Source organism: Aquabacterium fontiphilum, from assembly GCF_009909205.1.
Lineage (GTDB): Bacteria > Pseudomonadota > Gammaproteobacteria > Burkholderiales > Burkholderiaceae_C > Aquabacterium > Aquabacterium fontiphilum.
Genome location: NZ_JAAAPN010000003.1, coordinates 108,193 through 131,611 on the forward strand (window position 1 = coordinate 108,193; position 23,419 = coordinate 131,611).

Sequence of the window (23,419 nt, forward strand, 5' to 3'; positions counted from 1 at the left end):
ATCCAGACGACCCGGGTGGTTTAATGCGTCGCATCACGGTGTGCGGGCGTCCCGTGTCGCGCGAGCCGCCGTCCAGCAGGGCGCGCCGTTCGCATCACCTCACACGTTTTCATGAGCTTGCGCGTATTCAACAGCCTGTCGCGTCAGGTCGAGCCCTTTGTTCCCATGACCCCGGGTCAGGTCCGCATGTATGTGTGCGGCATGACCATCTATGACCTCTGTCACGTTGGCCATGCCCGCATGATGCTGTCGTTCGACGTGGTCCAGCGCTGGCTCAAGGCCTCGGGCTACGCGGTCACCTATGTGCGCAACATCACCGACATTGACGACAAGATCATCCGTCGCGCCGTGGAGCGTGGCATCACGATCCGTCAGTTGACCGAAGAGATGGCGCAGGCCATGCACGAGGACATCGCCGCGCTGGGCATCGAACCGCCCACCCACGAGCCCCGCGCGACCGAGTACGTGCCGCAGATGCTGGCCTTGATTGGCAAGCTGGAGACCCGGGGACTGGCCTACCGGGCCGGCAATGGGGACGTGAACTATGCCGTGCGCAAGTTCGACGGCTACGGCAAGCTGTCGGGCAAGACGCTGGACCAGTTGCGGGCGGGCGAGCGCGTGGCCGTGGACGACGGCAAGCACGATCCGCTGGACTTCGTGCTGTGGAAGGCCGCCAAGCCCGACGAGCCTGAGGATGCGCGATACGAGTCGCCTTACGGCGCAGGTCGCCCGGGCTGGCACATCGAGTGCTCGGCAATGAGCTGCGCGCTGCTGGGCGAGCAATTCGACATTCATGGTGGTGGGCTGGATCTGCAGTTCCCTCACCACGAAAACGAGATTGCCCAAAGCGAAGGCGCCAGTGGCAAGCGATTCGTCAACTACTGGTTGCACAACGGCTTCGTGAACGTGGACAACGAGAAAATGTCCAAGTCACTGGGCAACTTCTTCACCATCCGCGAGGTGCTGAAGCAGTACGACGGCGAGACGATCCGCTTCTTCATGTTGCGCACGCACTACCGCAGCCCGTTCAACTACAGCGATGCCGGGCTCGACGATGCGCGTGCCGGCCTGCGGCGTCTGTACACGGCGCTGGATGCCATCGGTGACGTGCCTGCGCAGCCAATCGACTGGCAGGAGCCCCATGCGGCCCGTTTCAAGGCCGCCATGGACGAAGACTTCAACACGCCCATTGCGCTGGCCGTGCTGTTTGACTTGGCGGCCGAACTCAACCGTGGTGGATCGCTGAAGGTGGCAGCGCAGTTGAAGGCGCTGGCCGGCATGCTGGGTCTGCTACAGCAGTCGCCCAAAGCTTACCTGCAGGGCGGGGCGGCGGGGGCCGGTCTGGATGTCAACGCGATCGAGGCATTGATCGCGCAACGGGCCGAGGCCAAGAAGGCCCGCGACTTTGCCGAGTCCGACCGCATTCGAGACGAACTGGCCGCTCAGGGCATCGTGCTCAAGGACAGCCCCCAGGGCACCACCTGGGTGAAAGCCTGATGCCCGGATCCACCACGCCCAAGCCGCCTGCGGCCGAACCCTCCGGCGCGCTGGTGACGCCACCCTATTGGGACGATGCCTGCCGGCACCTGGCCCGCCGTGATCGCGTCATGCGCAAGCTGATCGCCGACCACGGCAGTGCACGTCTGTACAGCCGCGGTGACGCATTCACCACGCTGGCGCGGTCCATTGTGGGTCAGCAGATCTCGGTCAAGGCCGCGCAGGCCGTCTGGGAGCGGCTGCTGGTGTTGCTGGGCCAGGACCTGCAGGTCGCGCGCTCCGCCGTGTCGGTTCAGGACCTGATGCGCCAGTCACCTGAGGCCCTGCGGCAGGTCGGGCTGTCGACGCGCAAGGTGGATTACCTGCTGGATCTGGCGCGCCATTTCGACACCGGTCAGGTGCACGTGGACCAGTGGCAGCAGATGGACGACGAGGCCATCATCGAAGAGCTGATCGACATCCGCGGCATCGGCCGCTGGACGGCCGAGATGTTCCTGATCTTCCACCTGATGCGCCCGAACGTGCTCCCCCTGGACGACCTCGGTCTGATCAAGGGGATCAGCCACAACTATTTCAGCGGCGAGCCGGTCTCCCGCGCCGAAGCGCGCGAACTGGCCGAGGCCTGGTCGCCGTACCGGACCGTCGGAACCTGGTACCTGTGGCGCAGCCTGGACCCGGTTCCAGTGGAATACTGAGCGCCACCGCGCCAACATGAAAGGATGTTTGTCATGAGCAAACGGCATTTCCTGGAATTCGAGCAGCCGATCGCTGAGCTCGAATCGAAGATCGAAGAGTTGCGCTACGTGCAAAGCGAGTCGGCCGTCGACATCTCTGAAGAGATCGACCGCCTGAGCAAGAAGAGCCAGCAACTCACCAAGGACATCTATGCGAGCCTGACCCCCTGGCAGGTGACGCAGATCGCGCGCCACCCGCAGCGGCCGTATACGCTGGACTACGTGAACGAGCTGTTCACCGACTTCCAGGAGATGCACGGCGACCGCCATTTCGCGGACGACCAGTCCATCGTTGGCGGACTGGCCCGTTTCAATGGCCAGCCCTGCATGGTGGTGGGCCACCAGAAGGGACGCGACACCAAGGAGCGCGCCGCGCGCAACTTCGGCATGTCGCGGCCCGAGGGCTACCGCAAGGCCCTGCGCCTGATGCAGACGGCAGAGAAGTTCGGTCTGCCCGTGTTCACCTTTGTGGACACCCCTGGCGCATATCCTGGCATCGGCGCCGAAGAGCGCAACCAGTCCGAGGCCATTGGCCGCAACATCTTCGAGATGGCCAAGCTCGAAGTGCCCATCATCACCACCATCATCGGTGAAGGTGGCTCGGGCGGCGCGCTGGCCATCAGTGTGGCCGATCAGGTGCTGATGTTGCAGTACTCGGTCTACTCGGTCATTTCGCCGGAGGGCTGTGCCTCGATCCTGTGGAAGACGGCCGACAAGGCGTCGGATGCCGCCGAGGCGCTGGGCATCACGGCGCATCGCCTCAAGGCGCTGGGCCTGATCGACAAAATCATCAGCGAGCCCGTGGGCGGCGCCCACCGCGATCACAAGCAGGCCGCAGCCAACCTCAAGCGCGCGCTGAATGACGCGCTGCGTCAGGTCAGCGACCTCAAGGTCAAGGATCTGCTGCAGACACGTTACGAGCGCCTGCAGAGCTACGGCCGCTTCAACGACACCAAAGAGCATTGAGGCACCGTGGCGCCCGAGGCGTCGGCTGTGTCTGATCTGGCGCCCCTGGCGGTGGCGGTGGCCTGCAGTGGTGGCCGCGACTCGATGGCCATGCTGCACGCCGTTGTGCGGGTGGCCGCCGAACTGGCCCGCGAGGGGCCTGGGCAGCCGCCCATCCAGGTCTGGGCGCTGCATGTTCACCATGGCCTGAGTGCCCATGCCGACGACTGGTGGGCCCATGTGGAGGGCACTTGCCAGGACTGGCAGGCGCGCGGCTGGCCAGTGTCGGCGCGCGTGCGGCATGTGTGTGTGCCGCGGGGCTCGTCCGAGGGGTTGGAGGCGGCCGCCAGAAGGCTGCGACACGAGGCCCTGCATGCGATGTGCGACGAACTGGGGGCCTCGCTGCTGCTGTTGGCTCATCACCGCCGTGACCAGGCCGAAACCGTTCTGCTGCAGGCGCTGCGCGGCGCCAGTGTGGCCGGGCTGGCCGGTATGCCGCGTTTGGCGTGGCGTGGCGGCGTGGCCTGGGCCCGCCCGTGGCTGGACCGCCCACGTGAGGAGGTCGAGGCCTACGTGCGGCTGCACGGCGTACGCCACATCGAAGATGACAGCAACGCAGACGCGCGCCACGCCCGCAACCGGTTGAGGCTGGCCGTGTGGCCGGTGTTGGCGCAGGCCTTTCCGCATCTGGAAACGGCGTTGTCCCAGACGGCTGCCTGCGCGGCCGATGCCGCCGAGGTCGTACAGGCGTGGGCGGGCGAACAGGTTGGGCAGGCGAGGCAAGCGGCGTTGGGCGGACAGGCCGGCGCCTGGCCACTGGCGGCATGGCGTCAGTGGCCAGCCGCCTTGCGTCGCGAATCCTTGCGGCACTGGTACCGACAGTGCTCGGGCAGCGGGCTGTCTGCCTCATGGGTGCGGCGTCTGGCAGATGAGTTGCCGCGCCTGCTTGACGAGGGCGCGGCGGCGCGTTGGCCGGCAGTGGGCTTGTCGCTCTACCGTGGCGCGCTGGTCTGCGCCCCTGCTGCGCCTGGCTTCGGTGACGCACTGGCATTCGGCGAGCCGGTCCAGGCGGCCGCGGGTGGCATGCTCGGGGAAGGTGTGTGGCGGTTTGCTGGTGCACCCGGATGCTATGAAGTTCGGCCCGCGGTTTCTGGCGGCCTGAACCCGCGCGTGCTGCCCACGCTGCGGCCGCGGCCGCGACAGGGCGGCGAGCAATGGCAGGCCGGCGCCGGGCGTCCGCCTCGCGCCTTGAAGAAGCAGTTCCAGACTGCGGGCGTGCCGGCCTGGGAGCGGGCGGGCGCGCCCCTGTGGGCGGGCGAGGCGCTGGTGTTCGTGCCCGGGCTGGGCGTGGATGCGCGCTGGCGCATGCCGGATGGCGCGCCTCAGTGGGCCATTCAGTGGCACCCGGGGCCTGACGCCGACTCTCCCTCATTCTGACAACGTTCGGTGTCGGCTGGCGACTCGGGCCGCTGGCGGGCTAGAATGTCGGGTTTGATGGCGCGCGTTCTGCGCCGTTTTTTCCTCCACACATCCGACATGGCACTGATCGTTCACAAATACGGCGGCACGTCGATGGGCTCGACCGAGCGCATCCGCAACGTGGCCAAGCGCGTGGCCAAGTGGGTGCGGGCGGGTCATCAGATCGTGGTCGTGCCCTCGGCCATGAGCGGTGAGACCAACCGCCTGCTGGGCCTGGCCAAAGAACTGTCCGAGCGGCCGAGCCCGCGCGAGCTCGACATGATTGCGTCCACCGGCGAACAGGTGTCGGTGGGCCTGCTGGCCATCGCATTGCAGGCCGAAGGCATGGACGCCGTCAGCTACGCTGGCTGGCAGGTGCCCATCAAGACGAATTCGGCCTTCACCAAGGCCCGCATCGAAAGCATCGACGACGCCCGCGTGCGCGCCGACCTGAATGCCGGCAAGGTGGTCATCATCACCGGCTTCCAGGGCGTGGATCCGGATGGCAACATCACCACGCTGGGCCGTGGCGGTTCGGATACCTCGGCCGTGGCCGTGGCGGCCGCGCTGAAGGCCGATGAATGCCTGATCTACACCGACGTTGACGGGGTCTACACCACCGACCCGCGCGTGGTGCCGGAAGCCCGCCGCCTCAAGGCCATCAGCTTCGAAGAAATGCTGGAGATGGCCTCGCTGGGCTCCAAGGTTCTGCAGATCCGTTCGGTGGAGTTCGCCGGCAAGTACCGCGTGCCGACCCGCGTGCTGTCGAGCTTCACGCCCTGGGACATCGATCTGGCTGAGGAAGCCAAGTCGGGCACCCTGATCAGTTTTGAGGAAGACGAAGACATGGAACAAGCCGTTGTTTCCGGTATCGCGTTCAGCCGCGACGAAGCCAAGATCACCGTGGTCGGCGTGCCCGACACCCCCGGCATCGCCTACCAGATCCTGGGCAAGGTGGCCGAGGCCAACATCGATGTGGACGTGATCATCCAGAACGTCTCGCACGACGGCAAGACGGACTTCTCGTTCACCGTGCCGCGCGGCGATTACGCCAAGACCATGGAATTGCTGCAGGCCCAGGTCCAGCCGGCGCTGGGCGCGCGTGAGATCGTGGGTGACCCCAAGATCTGCAAGGTGTCCATCGTGGGCATCGGTATGCGCAGCCACGTGGGCATCGCCTCGACCATGTTCAAGACGCTGTCGGACGAGGGCATCAACATCCAGATGATCACCACCTCCGAGATCAAGACCTCGGTCGTGATCGACGAGAAGTACATGGAACTGGCCGTGCGCGCGCTGCACAAGGCCTTTGGCCTGGACGAAGCGAAGGCCTGATGGCCGTTGTTTTGACGCGCAACGCCCGGAATGCACGCTTTTCGGGCTAGAATGCGCGGGTTGTTGGAGACGTGACCGAGAGGCCGAAGGTGCTCCCCTGCTAAGGGAGTATGTGGGCAAAACCTGCATCAAGGGTTCGAATCCCTTCGTCTCCGCCAAGACAGAGCGCCCCTGATTCGTCAGGGGCGTTTTCTTTTGTGTCGAAGGACGGAACGTGTTCAAGAATCTCACGGTGTACCGGATCGGCGAAGGCTGGTCATCCGACGCAGCCGCGGTCGAAGATGCCCTGGCGCAAGCGCGCTTTCTGCCTTGCGGTGCCACGCAGCAGAAATCATCGGGCTGGGTCGAGCCGCGCGGCGAGGCCCATGCGCCTCTGCTCGAACTGGTGGGCGGGCACTGGGTGATGCGGCTGCAGACCGAGCAGCGCGTGGTGCCCGGCTCGGTGGTCAAGCGCCGGGTCGACGAGATGGCCCGCGAGATCGAGCAGACCACCGGACGCAAGCCCGGCAAGAAGCTGGGCAAAGAGCTCAAGGAGCAGGCCCTGCACGAGTTGCTGCCCCGCGCCTTCACCAAGCAGTCGTCCACCTGGGTGTGGCTGGCGCCGCGCGAGCGTTTGCTGATGCTGGACACGGGCAGCCAGGCGCGTGCCGACGAGGTGGTCACGCTGCTGATCAAGTTGATCGATGGCTTGGCGCTGTCGCTCGTCCAGACCGAGATGTCGCCCGCTGTGGCCATGGCCCACTGGCTGGGCACAGGCGAGTCGCCTTATGGTTTCACCATTGACCGCGAGTGCGAACTGAAGGCGCCCGACGCCACCAAGGCGGTGGTGCGCTACGCCCGCCACCCGCTGGACACCGACGAGGTGCGCCAGCACATCACCGGCGGCAAGATGCCCACGCGTGTGGCGCTGACCTGGCGCGATCGGTGTTCGTTCGTGCTGACCGAGTCCATGCAGCTCAAGAAGCTGGCCTTGCTCGATGTGGTGCTGGAGCAGGGCAAGGCCGAAGGGGCAGAAGGTTTCGAAGGCGATGTGGCCATCGTGACCGGTGAGCTGATCGAGCTCATTCCTGATCTGGTGGAGGCCTTGGGTGGTGAGCAGCAGATGGGGCAGTCGGCCCAGGTGCCTGGTGCGCCTGCGTCTGCGCCCACAGCAGCAACTGCGTCACCAGCCAGTCCGGCGCATCCAGCGGCAGATCATGCCCCGCCGTGGGATGCCTGAGCATGGGCAACCCCCATGCGCGCGCCAGCACAGCCGTGCAGTCTGGATGCACCAAGCGGTCGCCTGCGCCGTTGATGAGCAGCATGGGCACGCTGGCGCGCGCGCGCGGGGCGCGATAGCGCGCAGCTGCCCAGAGTTGGCGCACCGCGTTGGCGGCTGAGACGGGATGGCGGGCGCTCAGGTGGGCCCAGTGAGCGAGCGTGCCCGCGCGGTCCGCGGGGTGGTTGGCGGTCATCGCGAGGATGGTGGCCGCCATGGCGTGTGGGGGCGGTTGCGTCAGCAGCAAGTGCAGGATGCGTGGGTAGTTCGCGGGCCGCAGCCGATGCCAGAACGGACTGAACGGCCGAAGGCTGGTGTTGATCAGTGCGGCGCAGGCCAGCTCCTCCGGATGCGTGTGGGCCCAGTGCACGGTCACCATGGCGCCCAGAGACATGGCGACGACGTGATACGGCGGTGCGTGACCCGCGTCAGCCAGTTGGGCGCGGCAGGCCTCCAGCATGCCGGCCACGGTGGCCGGGCTTCGCATTTGGCACAAGGTGCCGTTGCCAGGCAGGTCGGGCGTGAGCACCACATCGCCTGCCGGCAGCGCCTCGCGCAGACGGGGCAGGAAGTCACCCCAGTGGCCTTGTTCTCGGGTCAGCCCGCGTAGCAGCAACCAGGTGCTCATGGATGGCCTCCCGTCGAGCCCCGCGGGTGACTGTCATACCACCTCGCGAGCGCCTGGCGGTGGTGCAGATCCCGGTCTGATGGGGCGGGGCGCCAGCGCGCATGGCTGGCCGCGGCACGGGCCATGAAATCGAGCAGCCCCATGTGGCGCCGCAGCACCCGCTGCTGTCGATGGGCAATCAAGGGGTTGAAGATGCCATGGCGACTGAACAGCTGTCGCGGGTTCTTCTTCACCCACAGCCACGAGCCCATCTCCAGTGTCAGCGGCAGCATGATGCCGGCTGGGTGCCTCTGCCGCTGTTGCAGGTAGAGGTGATCCCACAAATCGCCATGCGCGAGGTACTGAAGGCTCTGTGGCTCAAACACGTAGTGATGGTGGGCGTGGGTCTGCTGGAACACGCGGTGCAGGGCATGCAGCTCCGCCAGGTGCGCAATGGGGCGGCGCGTGTGCGCGAACGGAAACCAGATCCGGTCCTGGATGCCGAAGCCCGAATGGCAGTCCACCACCAGGCTGAAGGGGCGGGGCAAGAGCTCCTGCCCGGCCAGACGGCACAGTGCCTCGCTTTCAGGCTCCATGGGTGCGCCCATGGGGCCGCGGTACCACGGCAGGGTGGCGCTCCAGCGCTGGCCGCCGATGAGAAAGGGCACAGGGTCTTGGGCGTCCACGGGCGCGTTGCGCATCAGATCCACGCCCTGCGGGTTGGCGCGTGTGCCCAGCAGCAGACCACCCGGGTTGACCATGGGCACGAAGACCATGCGCAACCGGCCGAGCAACTGGTGCAGCAGGTCGTCCCAACGCAGGCGCTGCACCACGCTGGCCAGATGGGCCAGCACCACCTCGGCGCCGATGCGCTCCAGGCCGTGAACGCCGCCCACGTAAGCCACGGCAGGCAGTGTCGGGTCGGCTGCGCCCAGCATCACCGCGGTGACGCCCAGTTCGCGGCCATTGGCCTGGACCGCGCACAGACGCTGCGTCTGAACATGGGGCCCACCCAGCTCGATCAAGCGATCCAGTTGTTCCAGTTCGGTCGGACGGATGGGCTGCACAGTGGCGCGGCTCGGGGCAAAACTGCCGAGCTTGCCTGGCCAACATGTCAGTTTGGCGACACCCCGGGCGGGTGCATGAGCGTGCAGGTGTCATGCGACTGTCATGATCGGCCGGCAAGCTCCCGCCCATGTTGACTCGGCGTACACGTTCACTGGCCTACCGCAGTGCGGCCATCTGCTTTGCGGTGCTGGCAGGCATGCAGGAATGGGCCGCCCTGGCGCGGTGCCGCCTCGGGCGCACGTGGCTCAGCCGCCCGGGCGTCTGAAGCCCGGCAGCGCGTCAAGAAACCGGTCGACCGCCTGGGGTCGACACGCCTGGTGTAGACCGGATCCTCTCCCAGCTCGACATTGATCTGCCGGTGGCTTTTGTCGATCGGCATCACCTGCGCCGGCACAGACACGGCAGCAGACGTCCGCTCGAACAGCCCGCGCTGCGCACATGACGTGGCCGCGGCCCGCCCTGTCGCCATGCCGCCATCCGCTGCCGTGAACGAAGAAGACGATGGGCCAGCCTCTCGTCTGCGCCGGCAGGTGCGCGTGGTAGCGGTGTCGTGCATGTGGACCGTAGGCACGCGCTCTCTCGTTTTGTGCATGTCGATGCGCATTTTGATTCGTTTGTCGAATGAGGGCATGTGGCTACGATCCCTTCATCGCTCAACAACACATGGCTGTCCACGATGAACCGTCTGCTGTCAACACGCCGTCGTACCTTGGCTCGAACCGTCGCTGCGGTGGTGGGGGGTGCTTTGCTGGGAGGGGCTGCTCTGGCGCCTGTGGTCGCCCACGCCAGAGATGTGACCCTGCTCAATGTGTCGTACGACCCGACCCGCGAGCTCTACCAGGACTTCAACAAGGCCTTTGCCGCCCACTGGAAGGCCCGTACGGGTGAGACGGTGTCGGTCAGACAATCGCACGGCGGTTCGGGTCGGCAGGCGCGCGCTGTGATCGACGGGCTGGAGGCCGATGTTGTGACGCTGGCCCTGGCCTACGACATCGATGAGATCGCCGAGAAAGCCAAGCTCCTGCCTGCGGACTGGCAAAAGCGTCTGCCGCACAACAGCACGCCTTACACCTCGACCATCGTGTTCTTGGTGCGCAAGGGCAATCCCAAGGGCATCAAGGATTGGGACGACCTGGCCAAACCAGGCGTGCAGGTGATCACACCCAACCCCAAGACCTCGGGCGGCGCGCGCTGGAACTATCTGGCGGCCTGGGGCTATGCCCTGAAGAAGCACAACAACGATGCGGCCAAGGCACAGCGCTTTGTGGCCGATGTGTTCAAGAACGTGCCGGTGCTGGATGCCGGCGCGCGTGGGTCGACCACGACCTTCGTCGAGCGCGGCATCGGCGATGTGCTGCTGGCCTGGGAGAACGAAGCCTTCCTGGCGGTGAAGGAGTTGGGGTCGGACAAGTTCGACATCGTCGTGCCGAGCATCAGCATCCTGGCCGAGCCACCGGTGGCGCTGATCGACAAGGTGGCCGAGCGCAAAGGCACGGTGGCTGCAGCCAAGGCCTATCTGGCGTTCCTCTACAGCACGGAAGGCCAGATCATTGCTGCGCAGAACTACTACCGGCCACGTGATCCCGCGGTGGCCGCGCGCTACGCCAACCAGTTCCCCAAGCTTGCGCTGTTCGACATCCAGCTGTTTGGCGGCTGGGCGCAGGCGCAGCGCACGCATTTTGCAGACGGAGGGATCTTCGATCAGATCTACACCAAGCGATGAGGAGCGTCAGAGGGTAAGGGGTGTGACGCAGGATATCGGGAGGGCGCAAGCCCTCCTTTTTTTGTTGGAGTACCAGAACCGCCGCCGCAGGCCGTCAGCGCGCGATGTTGATGATCTCTTTATGCGCTGCGCGCATGAGCAACACCAGAAAAGTGGTTTTGGCCTTGGGCGCTTCCGCTCTAGCATTCGCGAATTGCATCGAACCGAGGAGTAGTCATGCGTTTTCTGTCCAATGTGTCGCTCAGGCAGCTGATCGGAGCCACCTTGTTGTCGTTGGCCGTAGGTCCCTCATTTGCGCAGGCCACGCTGCTCAACGTGAGCTATGACGTCTCGCGTGAGTTCTACAAGGACTACAACGCCGCCTTCCAGCGCCATTGGCGGCAGACGAATGGTGCGAACCTGACGATCAACCAGTCCCATGGCGGCTCCAGCCGGCAGGCCGCCAGCGTGATTGCAGGCCTTGAGGCTGATGTCATCACCATGAATCAGGCGATCGACATCGACATGCTGCATGACCGCGCCAAGCTGATCCCTGCAGATTGGGCCAAGCGACTGCCGAACGGCAGTGCGCCCACGGCGTCGGTGACCGTCATCCTGGTGCGACCCGGCAATCCGAAGGGCATCAAGGACTGGAGCGATCTGGCCCGCAGTGGTGTCTCGGTCGTCATCCCGAACCCCAAAACCTCCGGCAATGGCCGCTACACCTATCTGGCCGCATGGGGCTCGGTGATCAAGTCGGGCGGCAACGCCGCCCAGGCACGCCAACTGGTGCAACGCATGTTTGCGAATGTCCCGGTGTTCGATGGTGGCGGCCGAGCGGCCACCACCACCTTCGCACAACGGGGCATCGGCGACGCGCTGGTGACCTTCGAAAGCGAGGTGCCCCTGATCAAGGCAGAGTTTGGTGGTGATTACCAGGTGGTCTATCCGAAGTCGACCATCCTGGCAGAGAACCCAGTGAGCGTGGTCGACCGGGTGGTGGACAAGAAGGGTACGCGTCGCGAGGCCGAGGCCTACCTGCGCTGGCTGTGGTCGGAAGAGGGGCAGCGTATTGCCGTGAAGCACAACCTGCGTCCCCGCTCGCCCGAGCTGCTGGCACAGAACGCCAGCCGCTTCCCGAAGGTGCCAACCTTCACCGTGGACGAAGCGTTTGGCGGCTGGCGCAAGGCCCAGGCTGAGCACTTCAATGATGGTGGCATCTACGACCAGATCACAGCTGCGCGGGCTCGCTGAGCTTTCAAGGGGCCAAGATGTTGTTGAGAAAGGCGCTGCTGCGCCGTCACACGGTCCTGCCCGGCTTCGACCTGGCGCTGGGCATGACCTTGTTGTATCTGAGCCTGATCGTGCTGATTCCCCTCAGCGCGACCTTCCTGAAAACGGCCACGCTGAGCTGGACGGAGTTCATCGATACTGTGACCACGCCGCGGGTGGTGGCCACTTATCGCCTCACTTTCGGCTCGGCATTTGCAGCCGCCCTGCTGAACGCGTTCGCGGGCCTGCTGGTCGCCTGGGTGCTGGTGCGGTATCGGTTCTGGGGCAAGCGGGTGGTGGATGCGCTCGTTGACCTGCCGTTTGCCTTGCCCACCGCGGTGGCGGGGATCACGCTGACGGGCCTGTATGCCACCAACGGCTGGATCGGTCAGTATCTCGCGTTGGCCGACATCAAGGTGTCATTCACCCCGCTTGGGGTGTTCGTAGCCATGACCTTCATCGGCTTGCCTTTTGTGGTGCGCACAGTTCAACCGGTGCTGGAGGATGTCTCGAGCGAGCTGGAAGAGGCGTCGGCCACGCTGGGCGCAAGTCGTTGGCAGACCTTCAGCCGCGTGATCTTTCCGATTCTGATGCCAGCCTTGTTGACGGGCTTCGCGCTGGCTTTCGCGCGGGCGCTTGGCGAGTATGGTTCGATCATCTTTATCGCAGGCAACATGCCGATGGTGTCGGAGATCACGCCGCTGATCATCATCACCAAGCTGGAACAGTATGACTACGCGGGCGCCACCGCCATTGCCGTGGTGATGCTGGTGATGTCCTTCCTGCTGCTGCTGGCGATCAATGGCCTGCAGGCGTGGGCGCGCCACCGTCAAGGCAAGGTCTGAAAGGAATCACCATGAGTGGCGCATTGCCTCAAAACCGTCTGTCTGCCGCCACGCGCGAGCCCGCGTGGGTGCGCTGGCTGTTGATTTCGCTGGCCCTGGTTTTCCTGAGCCTGTTCTTGTTCCTGCCGCTGGTCTCGGTGTTTTTCGAGGCGTTCAAGCGGGGGTGGGACGTCTATCTCGCGGCGGTGGTCGAGCCCGATGCGCTGTCGGCCATCAAGCTCACGCTGATCGCGGCAGCCATCTCCGTGCCGCTGAACCTGGTTTTCGGCGTGGCAGCCGCCTGGGCGATCGCCAAGTTCGACTTCCGCGGCAAGAGCGTGTTGTTGACGCTCATTGATCTGCCGTTCTCGGTGTCACCGGTGATTGCGGGCCTGATCTATGTGCTGGTGTTCGGCCTGCAGGGCTGGTTCGGCGCGTGGCTGATGGAGCACGACATCAAGATCATTTTTGCGGTGCCGGGCATCGTGCTGGCGACGATCTTTATCACCTTTCCGTTCGTGGCGCGTGAACTGATCCCGTTGATGCAGGCGCAGGGTCTCGAGCAGGAAGAAGCGGCCGTCGTCCTGGGCGCTTCTGGCTGGCAGACCTTCTGGAAGGTCACGCTGCCCAACGTCAAGTGGGCGCTGCTGTACGGGGTGATCCTGTGTAACGCGCGGGCGATGGGCGAGTTCGGGGCGGTGTCGGTGGTGTCGGGCCACATCCGAGGCATGACCAACACCATGCCGCTGCACATCGAAATCCTCTACAACGAGTACCAGTTTGCCGCCGCCTTTGCCGTGGCCTCACTGCTGGCCAGCCTGGCACTGGTGACGCTGGTCCTCAAATACATTGTTGAACGTCGGGTGCAGCAGCAGCTGGCCCAGGCGAAGTCTGCTGGAGCAACCGCATGAGCATTGAAATCCGTAACCTGGTCAAGCGATTCGGGTCGGTCACGGTGTGTGACAACCTGAACCTGCAGGTGCCCTCCGGTGAACTGGTGGCGTTGTTGGGCCCATCTGGCTCGGGCAAGACCTCGCTGCTGCGCATCATCGCTGGCCTGGAGCAGCCAGATGGCGGCGCCGTGTTGTTCAACGGCGAAGACGCCACCGACGTGGCCGTGCGCGAGCGGCAGGTGGGATTTGTGTTCCAGCATTACGCGCTGTTTGGTCACATGACGATTTTCGAGAACGTCGCTTTTGGCCTGCGCGTGCGCCCCAAGAAGCTGCGTCCGTCCGAGGCGGTGATCCAGAAGAAGGTGCACGACCTGCTCAAGCTCGTGCAGCTGGACTGGATCGCCGATCGCTATCCGCACCAGTTGTCAGGCGGCCAGCGTCAGCGTATCGCTTTGGCCCGCGCCCTGGCGGTCGAGCCCAAGGTGTTGCTGCTGGATGAACCCTTCGGCGCACTGGATGCCAAGGTGCGCAAGGAGCTGCGCCGCTGGCTGCGCCGGCTTCATGACGAGATGCACATCACCAGCGTCTTCGTCACCCATGATCAGGAAGAGGCCATGGAAGTGGCCGACCGCATCGTCGTCATGAACCAGGGCCGCATCGAGCAGGTGGGCTCGCCCGATGAGGTGTACGACCACCCCGCCACCCCCTTTGTGCTGGAGTTTCTGGGTGATGTGAATCTCTTCCATGGCCGCGACCATGCGCCGGGTACGACGGCTTCCGACGCCGTGAGCTATGTGCGACCGCATGAGATCCAGGTGTTGGCGCGCGAAGAGGCCGGCAGTGTCACCGTCTCGCTGGTGCATGCGTTGACGGTCGGGCCCAACACGCGGCTTGAGTTTCGTCGCGAAGATGGCCGCGGCGAAATCGATGTGGAGCTGCCTCGCGGCGAGTTCCAGGCTTTGCGCGACAGCGGCGTGCTGGCGGTGGGCTCGCGGGCCTACCTCAAGCCGCGCCGCCTGCGTCGGTTTGACCCGGCCAGTGGCAACGGCGGTTTTGTCGAGTCGGATCCGGCCACGATGATCTGAGCGCGCATCCCGCGCCGGCCGAAGCCGGCGCGGGTCACGCCGCGTCGATGGCTTCCTGCACCACAGCGCGGGTCAGCGGTGGCGCGAACGCCTCGATGAAGGCATACACGTAGCTGCGCAGGAAGCGACCGCGCTTGAAGGCCAGACGCGTGGTGTTGACGGCAAACAGGTGCCCTGCGTCGATGGCCACAAGATGGTTGTCGCGCTGCTCGTCGTAGGCGATCGACGCCACGATGCCCACGCCCATCCCCAGGTCCACATAGGTCTTGATCACGTCGGCGTCCATGGCGCTGAGTACGATCGAGGGCGTGAGCCCCGCCTGCTCGAACGCGGTGTCGATGTGTGAGCGGCCGGTGTAGCCAGCGTCATACGTGATCAACGGATGCCGGCTGAGCCGGCTCAGCGTCAACGGCTGCCCGTCGGCGAGGGGGTGATCGGGGCGTACCACCACGCTGTGTGTCCAGCGATAGCAGGGCAGGGTAACGAGCTCGCTGTACTGCGTCAGGGCTTCGGTGGCAATGCCGATGTCGGCCTCGCCGCTGAGCAGCATCTCGGCCACCTGGCGTGGCGAGCCCTGGTGCAGGTTGAGCGTGACGGCAGGGTACAGCTGCCGGAAGTCGCGCACCGCTGCCGGCAAGGCATAACGGGCCTGTGAGTGGGTGGCAGCCACCGACAACGGGCCTGCATGCGTGGCGGCGAAGTCGCTGGCCGCGCGCCGCAGGTTGTCCAGATCCTGCAGCATGCGTTCGATCACGGGCAAGACGTGCTGCCCCGGTTCGGTCAGGCCCAGCAGGCGCTTGCCCGAGCGGACGAACAGTTCGACGCCGAGCTCGTCTTCCAGCTCGCGGATCTGTCGGCTCACGCCTGGCTGAGACGCGTGCAGCACATGCGCTACCTCGGTGAGGTTGAAGCCCTGGCGGACGGTTTCGCGCACGGAGCGCAGTTGCTGAAAGTTCATGGTGCGAATCGATACGACGACACCGAACTCATTGTGCGGCGCCTCATATATGCGCATAACGACTGTTTTGTTCTAATGTTATGCGGTTTTCTTTTGTTGCGTGGCGTCGCTGAAACCGGTGGATGCCGCTGCGCTGCTCAGGGTGCATCCGCACGTAGACTTGCAGACGCTGCATGTGGCAGCGGCTTGCGAGGTCAATGTGTCGGATACCCATGCGTCAGCGTCTCTGCTTGTGTTCAGCCCGGCTGGGGTGGTGCCCGAGGTTGCGGCTGCCCGCCGCGCGGTCAAGCGCCTGAAGCAACTGGGTTTTGACGCCGCGCTGGACCCTTCAGCCCTGGCGCGCCGCCAGCGCTTTGCAGGCGATGACAGCGAGCGGCTGGCCGCTGTGTACCGGGTGGCCGACGCCGCACCTGCCGTGGCGCTGGCCACACGCGGTGGCTACGGCCTGAGCCGGCTGCTCGATGTGATCGACTGGGCCCGCATCGGCCGCAGCATCGAGCGCGGCACGGCCTGGGTCGGCTACAGCGATGTGACGGCCCTGCATCTGGCGGCACTGGCCCACGGCGCTGGCGGCCCGGTGTCGCCCGGTGAGGGCGTCACGGCTGGCTTGTGGGCTGGACCCATGGCATGCGGCGATTTCGGCTTGGCCGACGACCCGCTGGGCGGCGATGACGTCACGCAGGACTGCTTTGTCGAGGCCATGCAGGGCGAGCTCGAGGCGGTGGGCTTTCGGAGCGAGGCTGGCTTCGACGGCCTGGAGGTACAGGGCCGACTGTGGGGCGGTAACCTCAGTGTGGTCCAGGCCCTGCTCGGCACCCCGCATTTCCCGCGCGTCAAGGGCGGCATCCTGTTTCTGGAGGATGTCAACGAGCACCCTTATCGCACTGAGCGCGCGCTGCTGCAGTTGCTCCAGGCCGGCGTGCTCGCCAATCAGAAGGCCGTGGTGCTGGGCTCGTTCACGGCCTACAAGCCCTCGCCTTTGGACCGGGGGTACAACTTCAAGCAGATGCTTGCCTACATCCGCAGCCAGCTGAAGGTGCCGGTGCTGACGGGTCTGCCCTTCGGGCATGTTCCGACCAAGGTCTGCCTGCCGGTGGGCCGGCGGGCGCGCCTGATCGTGGAAGACCGCGATGCGCTGATTCTGTGGTGAACCGCACAATGCAGTCATGAAACGCCTGTTCGCTCTGCTTCTTCCTCTGAAGCTGCTCATCGTGCTGTCGCTGACGGGCTGCAACAACAGCCCGTACCCCGATGGTGCGGCGGCAGAGAACACGCTGTACACCGCGTTCAGCGGCAACTCGCCGCGCTATCTGGATCCGACCTCGTCCTACAGCAGCAACGAGACGCCTTACACCTATCAGATCTACGAGCCGCTTTACGGCTATCACTACCTCAAGCGGCCTTATGAGCTGATTCCCAAGACGGCCGTCGAAGTGGCGCAGCCGCGCTACCTCGATGCGCAGGGGCGCGAGCTGCCTGCTGGGGCGCCGGTCGACCAGATCGCCGAGAGCGTCTATGACATCCGCATCAAGCCGGGCATCCGCTTTGCGCCGCACCCGGCGTTCGCGCGAGACGAGCAGGGCCGATTGCGCTACCACGCGCTGAAGGCAGAGGAGTTGGGCAAACGTCGCAGCCCATGGGACTTTGAACACCAGGGCACGCGCGAACTGGTGGCCGAGGATTACGTCTACGCCATCAAGCGCCACGCCACCACCCGCACCGTGGCGCCGGTATTCGGCAAGTTCGCTGAGTACGTCGTGGGCCTGGAGGCCTATGGCAAGCGGGTACGCGAGGAAGACAAGAAGCTGCGTGCTGGGCTGCCCGCAACCGCGCGCGACAAGCCCTTTCTGGATTTTCGCCAGTGGCCGCTGGAGGGCGCTCAGGCACTGGACAGCCACACGTTGCGCATCCGCATCAAGGGCAAGTACCCGCAGTGGTCTTACTGGCTCGCCATGACCTTTCTGGCGCCGATTCCCTGGGAGGCCGATGCCTTTTATGCCCAGCCCGGCATGGCTGACAACGGGTTGTCGCTGAATACCTGGCCGGTGGGCACCGGGCCCTACATGATGTGGGCGTACCAGCAGGATCGCCGGCACGTGCTCAAGCGCAATCCGCATTACCGGGGTGAGCCCTATCCCTGTGAGGGCACGCAGCAAGACCGCGACGAAGGCCGCCTGGCCGATTGCGGCAAGACCATGCCCTTCATTGACACGCTGGTGTTCACAATCGAGAAGGAGGGGGTGTCGCAGGATGCGAAGTTCCGCCAGGGCTACCTGGATGTGCCCGAGTTCGATCAGATGAGCTATGGCAATGCCTACAAGATTCAGACTGAAGACTCGGACCGCTTCCGCGAGGAGTTCGAGCGCAAGGGCATCGTGCTGGCACGCACTGTGGACCTGTCGGTCAGCTACCTGGCCTTCAACTGGCTTGACCCGGTCGTGGGGCAGGGCGACACGCCCGAGCAGCGCGCGCGCAACCGCAAGCTGCGCCAGGCCTTGTCCATTGCGATCGACTGGGATGAGTTCAACCGCCTGTTTCCCAGAGCGGCCGGTGAAGTGGCGCACGGCCCGTTACCGGGTGGGGTGTTCGGTTCACGCCATGGCAGCCCGCAGGGCATCAATCCGGTCACCCATCACCGCGTCAATGGCTTGGTGGTGCGGCGGGGCCTGGAAGAAGCGCGCCGCCTGATGGCCGAGGCTGGCTACCCTGACGGGCGCGATGCGCGCACCGGCAGGCCGCTCGTACTGAACTACGACTATGGGCGTCCGCCTTCGCCAGAGAACCGACCCATGCTCGACTGGATGACCAAGCAGTTTGCCAAGCTGGGCGTCCAGCTCGAGGTGCGTGCGACCGACTACAACCAGTTCCAGGACAAGGTGCGGCGTGGCAAGCACCAGATCATCACCTGGGGCTGGCTGGCCGACTATCCCGATGCCGAGAACTTTCTGTTTTTGCTTTACGGCCCGGGCGCCAAGTCGATCAACGACGGCGAGAATGCGGCCAACTATCAGAATCCCGAGTACGACCGGCTGTTTGCGCGTCTGCGGTTCATGGAAGACGGCCCGGAAAAGCAGGCGGTGATCGACCAGATGGTCAAGATCCTGCAAGAAGATGCGCCATGGTCCTGGGGCTACTTCCCGTACGCCTCCGGGGCCTACCACCATTGGGTAAAGAACGGCAAGCCCAGCATCATGGTGCGCGATCAAGGGCAATACAAGCGCTTGAATGTCGAGGACCGCGCCCGCAGCCTGGCCGAGTGGAACCGTCCTGTTTACTGGCCGCTGGCGGTGTTGCTGGCGGTCCTGGTGGCCATGGCCTGGGGCGCGCGCTCGGTGTTCCGGGCACGGGAGCGCCAGACAGGGCGGGTCGACCCCTTGCACACGTCGGAGGCTGGCTGATGCTGTCATATGTGTTGCGGCGCCTCGCGTATGGCTTCGTGATCCTGATCGGGGTGAACCTGATCACCTTCGTGTTGTTCTTCACCGTCAACACCCCCGATGACATGGCCCGCCTGAATCTGGGCGGCAAACGCGTCACGCAGGACCAGATCGACAAGTGGAAGGCAGAGCGGGGCTATGACAAGCCCATGCTGTACAACGCCGAAGCCCAGGGGAGTGCACGCCTGACGGAGACCGTCTTCTGGGAGCGATCCGTCTCGCTGTTCGTCTTCGATTTCGGGCGGGCCGACAACGCTGCAGGAGGCGACATCGGCCACGAGATTCGGCAGCGCATGGGGGTGAGTCTCAGCCTGACCGTGCCGATCTTCATCCTGGGTCTGTTGGCCAGCGTCATCCTGTCGCTGTGGTTGGTGATGTTCCGAGGGTTGCCGGTCGACTTCTGGGGTGTGGTTGTCTGCGTGGTGATGATGTCGATCTCGGCGCTTTTCTACATCATCGTCGGGCAGTTCCTGTTCGCCAAACAGGCCATGCTGGCGCCGGTGTCGGGCTATGCCAGCGGGCTGGACGCGGCACGCTTTCTGGTACTGCCCATTGGCTTGATGGTGGTGGCCAGCCTCGCCGGGCAGGCCCGTTTCTACCGCACGCTGTTTCTGGAAGAAGTCAGCAAGGACTACGTGCGCACCGCGCGCGCCAAGGGCTTGGGCGAGACGGTGGTGCTAGGGCGCCATGTGCTGCGCAATGCGGCCCTGCCCATCATCACCAGTGCGGGCAGCGCCTTGCCGGGGCTGTTCATGGGCGGGCTCCTGACCGAAAGCTTCTTCGGCATCCCTGGGCTGGGCGCCTACACGATTGATGCCATCGGCAGCCAGGATTTCGCCATCGTCCGGGCCATGGTCTTCCTCGGCTCGGTGCTGTACATCCTGACCAACATCCTCATCGATGTGGTCTACACCTGGGCCGATCCGCGCGTGCGGATGCAGTGAGGGGGCACGGACATGGGTTTCAAGTTTGTCGTGCTGTGGACCGACGTGGTCATGTGGCTGATGGTGTTGGGCGTGTTGCTGTATGCGCGCGTCGTGCGCCGAGATCAGGCGTTGCGGGCCACCTGGCGTCGGGTCTTCACGCGTCCGGCTGCCATGGCCTCGGCCGTGGTGCTGCTGTCCATGCTGGTGATCACGCTGGCTGACAGCATTCACTTCCGCCGGGCGCTGCCGCTGGTGGAGGGCAGTGTGAGGGCTTACGATGCGCGGACCGAGTCGGTGCTCGATCTGGCGCTGGCAAAGCTGATTCAAAGCCGGGAGAACAGCTACTCCCGCCCCTGGGCAACGCACGGCTTCTTAAAGGAATCCGTGCCTCTGCCAGCCGGTGTGAAGCCGGAGTTGGATGAGTTTGGCGTGCCCAAGCTGCCGCCCCGGGCGTTTCCTCGGCTCAAACACGGTGGCGCCGGCCTGACTGATCCTGATGGCCAGTGGGCTGGCGACATCGCCTTGCGCCTGAGCTTGGGAACGGCGTCGGCGCTGATGGTGGCAGGCTTGCTGCGCTGGCCGCTGCTCAGGCTGCAGCGTAGACAGTCGCGAGCGGCCGCGCAGGCCGGTGATGCGCTGGCATGGGGCGCGGCCTGGTGGGCACTGAGTGCGTTGCTGCTCGTGGCTGGCTGGTGCGTGGCGCTGAGTTGGGGTCAGGGCTACCATGTGCTCGGCACGGACCGCACGGGCAACGACGTGCTCTATCAGGCGCTCAAGAGCGTGCGCACCGCCTTCGTCATCGGTGGGCTCGCCAGTCTGGCCACCCTGCCGCTGGCCCTGCTGCTGGGTATTGCCGCGGGTTACTTCAAGGGCTGGGTCGACGATGTCATTCAGTACATCTACACCGTGCTGTCGTCGGTGCCCAACATCCTGCTGATTGCCGCCTGTGTCCTCATGGTTCAGGTGTTTCTCGACAAGAACCCCGAGCTGTTCGAAACCGGGCTGGAGCGGGCCGACCTCAAGATTTTCCTGCTTTGCCTGATCCTGGGCCTGACGGGTTGGGCCGGCCTGTGCCGGTTGCTGCGGGCCGAGACGCTCAAGCTGCGCGAACTCGAGTTTGTTCAGGCCGCGGTGGCTTTCGGGGCCAGCCCCTGGCGCATCATGCGCCACCACATCCTGCCCAATGTGATGCACCTCGTGCTGATCACGACGGTGCTCGAGTTCTCCAGCCTGATCCTGTATGAGGCTGTGCTGTCCTATGTCGGTGTGGGGGTGGATCCGGCCATGAACAGCTTTGGCGGCCTGATCAACCAGGCCCGCATGGAGATGGCGCGCGACCCCATCGTCTGGTGGTCGTTCGCTGCGGCCTTCGTGTTCATGGTCACCATCGTGCTGGCCGCCAACCTGTTTGCCGACGCGGTGCGCGACGCCTTCGATCCGCGTGCCCGTGTGGTGCGCCCGGTGCGTCGCCTGCTGGCGCCCGCACGCTGAGGAGCCGAGATGCTGCATGTGCATGACCTTCAGGTGTCGCTGGCCTCGGACGCAGGGCTGGTTCGGGCCCTCGACGGGATGAGCCTCACGCTCCGGCGGGGCGAAACCTTTGCGCTGGTGGGCGAATCGGGCTGCGGCAAGAGCATGACGGCGCTGGCGCTGATGCGGCTGTTGCCGGACAACGGTTGGGTCTCACGCGGCCAGATCGACCTGGGCACCGAGGCGCCTGACGCCAAGCCCACCGAGTTGCTGGGCCTCACCGAAGCCGATATGCGACGGGTGCGCGGCGGCAAGGTGGGCATCATCTTTCAAGAGCCCGCCACCAGCCTCAACCCGGTGATGCGCGTGGGCGACCAGATCGTCGAGGTGATCGAGACGCACACTCGCCTGCGCGGCGCCAGCGCGCGGCGCAAGGCCATCGAATGGCTGGATAGGGTGGGCATCCCTGAGCCCGAGCGACGCATCGACAGCTATCCGTTCGAGATGAGCGGCGGCCAGAAGCAGCGCGTCATGATTGCCATGACGCTGGCAGCCGAGCCACCTTTCCTGATTGCCGATGAGCCGACCACCGCCCTGGATGTCACCATCCAGAAGCAGGTGCTGGATCTGCTCAAGCGCCTGCAGCAGGAGCGCAGCCTGGGCCTGCTGCTCATCACCCACGATCTCGCCGTCGTGGCGGGTATGGCCCATCGGGTCGCGCTGATGTATGCGGGGCAGGTAGTGGAAGAGGCGCCCGCCGCGGCCTTTTTCGCAGCGCCCCGCCATCCTTACGCACGCATGCTGCTGGATGCTCTGCCAGACGCCCGGCGCAAGGGCCAGCCGCTGACCGCCATCGGCGGCACCGTGCCACCGCTGTGGCAGCGCTTCGAGGGTTGCCGCTTTGCTGACCGTTGTCCTCGCGCTCAGCCGGATTGCCGCAAGACGCTGGTGCAGCTGTCCGCCATGGGTGGCGAAGCCGTGGTGCGCTGCCTGTATCCGGTGGCCCCTTCTGAAGCGGCATCGCCGTCTGGAGGCTGGTCGTCCGGCGGAGGCGCAGCCCTGGAGGCCGCCGCCCAGCAAGCCCCCCGCTTCACCGGTGAGGCGGTCAGCGCGTCATCGCCGGTGTTGGCGGTAGAAGGCCTGAGCGTGGCGTTCGCGTCCGGTGGGGGCCTGTGGCGCCGCCCGCATCGCGTCCAGGCGGTCGATGATGTCTCCTTCAGTGTGCGTCCAGGCCAGACGCTGGCGCTGGTGGGCGAGTCCGGCTGTGGCAAGACCACCACCGGGCGCGCGATCGTGCAGCTGCTGCGCGGCCAGCCGCAGGTTGACGTGCGCGGGCAGGCCTGGCTGGATGTTGACGGGCAGCGTCGAGACCTGTTCGCCCTGCACGGGCCCGCGCTCATGGCAGCCCGCCGGGCGATCCAGATGGTGTTCCAGGACCCGTTCGCCTCGCTAAACCCTCGGATGCGCGTCGCCGATGTTCTTCAGGAGGGTCTGCTGACCTTGCGTCCAGATCTGGATGCGGCCGCACGCTTGCAGCGTGTCGGCGAGTTGGTCGAGCGGGTGGGGCTGCGGCGTGACGCACTGGGCCGCTTTCCGCACGAGTTTTCGGGTGGCCAGCGCCAGCGGCTGGCGATCGCACGAGCCCTGGCGGTCGAGCCGCGCGTGCTGGTATGCGACGAGCCTACCTCGGCGCTGGATGTGTCGGTGCAGGCCCAGATCCTCAACCTGCTGCGTGAACTGCAGACGCAACTGGGCCTGGGCCTGCTGTTCATCACGCACAACATGGGCGTGGTGGCCTACCTGGCCGATGAGGTCGTGGTGATGCAGGGCGGCCGCGTCGTGGAAAGCGGCCCCGCGGCGCAGGTGCTCGATGCGCCGCGCGAGGTCTATACCCAGACCTTGATGGCGGCGGTGCCGCGGCCGCCGCGCTGACGCCGGCGGCCGCGCGGG

General features: G+C 65.4%; 18 protein-coding genes, 1 tRNA gene and 1 pseudogene. 17 read left to right on the forward strand and 3 right to left on the reverse strand.

Going from position 1 to position 23,419, the window contains the following annotated elements:
* Window positions 1-111 precede the first annotated feature (111 nt).
* From cysS to GTZ97_RS04310, 7 genes are all read left to right on the forward strand, one after another.
* Window positions 112-1,497, forward strand: a complete 1,386-nt coding sequence (gene cysS, locus GTZ97_RS04280) for a cysteine--tRNA ligase (protein WP_161649293.1) — start codon at window positions 112-114, stop codon at window positions 1,495-1,497.
* A complete protein-coding gene (locus GTZ97_RS04285; protein WP_161649294.1) occupies window positions 1,497-2,192 on the forward strand; it encodes a DNA-3-methyladenine glycosylase family protein in 696 nt (231 codons plus the stop codon). The genes cysS and GTZ97_RS04285 overlap by 1 nt, the downstream gene beginning before the upstream one ends.
* A 33-nt stretch (window positions 2,193-2,225) precedes the next feature.
* Window positions 2,226-3,197 (forward strand): acetyl-CoA carboxylase carboxyltransferase subunit alpha, encoded by a 972-nt coding sequence (locus GTZ97_RS04290; protein ID WP_161649295.1) that lies wholly within the window; start codon window positions 2,226-2,228, stop codon window positions 3,195-3,197.
* Window positions 3,198-3,203: 6 nt separating this feature from the next.
* Window positions 3,204-4,613 carry a tRNA lysidine(34) synthetase TilS gene (tilS, locus tag GTZ97_RS04295; protein ID WP_330863546.1) on the forward strand — a complete coding sequence of 470 codons (1,410 nt, stop codon included), beginning with the start codon at window positions 3,204-3,206 and terminating at the stop codon, window positions 4,611-4,613.
* Between the two features lie 99 nt (window positions 4,614-4,712).
* Entirely contained in the window at window positions 4,713-5,969 is a 1,257-nt protein-coding gene (locus GTZ97_RS04300) for an aspartate kinase (protein ID WP_161649296.1), read from the forward strand.
* Window positions 5,970-6,034: 65 nt separating this feature from the next.
* Window positions 6,035-6,127: transfer RNA gene (locus tag GTZ97_RS04305), tRNA-Ser, on the forward strand.
* A 56-nt stretch (window positions 6,128-6,183) separates the two neighbouring features.
* Entirely contained in the window at window positions 6,184-7,188 is a 1,005-nt protein-coding gene (locus tag GTZ97_RS04310; protein WP_161649297.1) for a recombination-associated protein RdgC, read from the forward strand.
* A gap of 19 nt (window positions 7,189-7,207) precedes the next feature.
* Here the strand turns inward: GTZ97_RS04310 and GTZ97_RS04315 are convergent.
* Both GTZ97_RS04315 and GTZ97_RS04320 read right to left on the reverse strand, forming a co-directional pair.
* Window positions 7,208-7,855: pseudogene (locus GTZ97_RS04315) on the reverse strand (alpha/beta fold hydrolase); the annotation flags it as partial.
* Entirely contained in the window at window positions 7,852-8,901 is a 1,050-nt protein-coding gene (locus GTZ97_RS04320) for a M14 family zinc carboxypeptidase (RefSeq protein WP_161649298.1), read from the reverse strand. The pseudogene GTZ97_RS04315 and the gene GTZ97_RS04320, both read right to left, overlap by 4 nt.
* 677 nt (window positions 8,902-9,578) lie before the next feature.
* Between GTZ97_RS04320 and GTZ97_RS04325 the strand changes: the two genes are divergently transcribed.
* From GTZ97_RS04325 to GTZ97_RS04345, 5 genes are all read left to right on the forward strand, one after another.
* Complete coding sequence (locus GTZ97_RS04325; protein WP_201748169.1) at window positions 9,579-10,625, forward strand: sulfate ABC transporter substrate-binding protein; 1,047 nt, start codon at window positions 9,579-9,581, stop codon at window positions 10,623-10,625.
* Between the two features lie 216 nt (window positions 10,626-10,841).
* Window positions 10,842-11,858 carry a sulfate ABC transporter substrate-binding protein gene (locus GTZ97_RS04330; protein ID WP_161649299.1) on the forward strand — a complete coding sequence of 339 codons (1,017 nt, stop codon included), beginning with the start codon at window positions 10,842-10,844 and terminating at the stop codon, window positions 11,856-11,858.
* A gap of 17 nt (window positions 11,859-11,875) precedes the next feature.
* Window positions 11,876-12,721 carry a sulfate ABC transporter permease subunit CysT gene (gene cysT, locus GTZ97_RS04335; RefSeq protein ID WP_161649300.1) on the forward strand — a complete coding sequence of 282 codons (846 nt, stop codon included), beginning with the start codon at window positions 11,876-11,878 and terminating at the stop codon, window positions 12,719-12,721.
* Between the two features lie 11 nt (window positions 12,722-12,732).
* Window positions 12,733-13,611 carry a sulfate ABC transporter permease subunit CysW gene (gene cysW / locus GTZ97_RS04340; RefSeq protein WP_161649301.1) on the forward strand — a complete coding sequence of 293 codons (879 nt, stop codon included), beginning with the start codon at window positions 12,733-12,735 and terminating at the stop codon, window positions 13,609-13,611.
* Entirely contained in the window at window positions 13,608-14,678 is a 1,071-nt protein-coding gene (locus GTZ97_RS04345) for a sulfate/molybdate ABC transporter ATP-binding protein (RefSeq protein ID WP_161649302.1), read from the forward strand. Before cysW ends, GTZ97_RS04345 begins: the two co-directional genes overlap by 4 nt.
* A 34-nt stretch (window positions 14,679-14,712) precedes the next feature.
* Here the strand turns inward: GTZ97_RS04345 and GTZ97_RS04350 are convergent, their stop codons facing one another.
* Window positions 14,713-15,636, reverse strand: a complete 924-nt coding sequence (locus GTZ97_RS04350; protein WP_161649303.1) for a CysB family HTH-type transcriptional regulator — start codon at window positions 15,634-15,636, stop codon at window positions 14,713-14,715.
* Between the two features lie 169 nt (window positions 15,637-15,805).
* On the opposite strand from GTZ97_RS04350, the gene GTZ97_RS04355 reads away from it, so the two are divergent.
* From GTZ97_RS04355 to GTZ97_RS04375, 5 genes are read left to right on the forward strand one after another with little or no spacing between them, the layout of a single operon-like run.
* Window positions 15,806-16,786, forward strand: coding sequence for an LD-carboxypeptidase (locus GTZ97_RS04355; protein WP_161649549.1), 981 nt, complete (start codon window positions 15,806-15,808; stop codon window positions 16,784-16,786).
* A gap of 16 nt (window positions 16,787-16,802) precedes the next feature.
* The gene (locus GTZ97_RS04360; RefSeq protein ID WP_161649304.1) at window positions 16,803-19,034 is read left to right on the forward strand and encodes an ABC transporter substrate-binding protein; all 2,232 of its coding nucleotides are present in this window, start codon (window positions 16,803-16,805) and stop codon (window positions 19,032-19,034) included.
* Window positions 19,034-20,017, forward strand: coding sequence for an ABC transporter permease (locus GTZ97_RS04365; RefSeq protein WP_161649305.1), 984 nt, complete (start codon window positions 19,034-19,036; stop codon window positions 20,015-20,017). The genes GTZ97_RS04360 and GTZ97_RS04365 overlap by 1 nt, the downstream gene beginning before the upstream one ends.
* A 12-nt stretch (window positions 20,018-20,029) precedes the next feature.
* On the forward strand, window positions 20,030-21,490 hold the full coding sequence (locus tag GTZ97_RS04370; protein WP_161649306.1) for an ABC transporter permease: 1,461 nt from the start codon (window positions 20,030-20,032) through the stop codon (window positions 21,488-21,490).
* Window positions 21,491-21,499: 9 nt separating this feature from the next.
* The gene (locus GTZ97_RS04375) at window positions 21,500-23,401 is read left to right on the forward strand and encodes a dipeptide ABC transporter ATP-binding protein (RefSeq protein WP_161649307.1); all 1,902 of its coding nucleotides are present in this window, start codon (window positions 21,500-21,502) and stop codon (window positions 23,399-23,401) included.
* The last annotated feature ends 18 nt before the right edge of the window (window positions 23,402-23,419 follow it).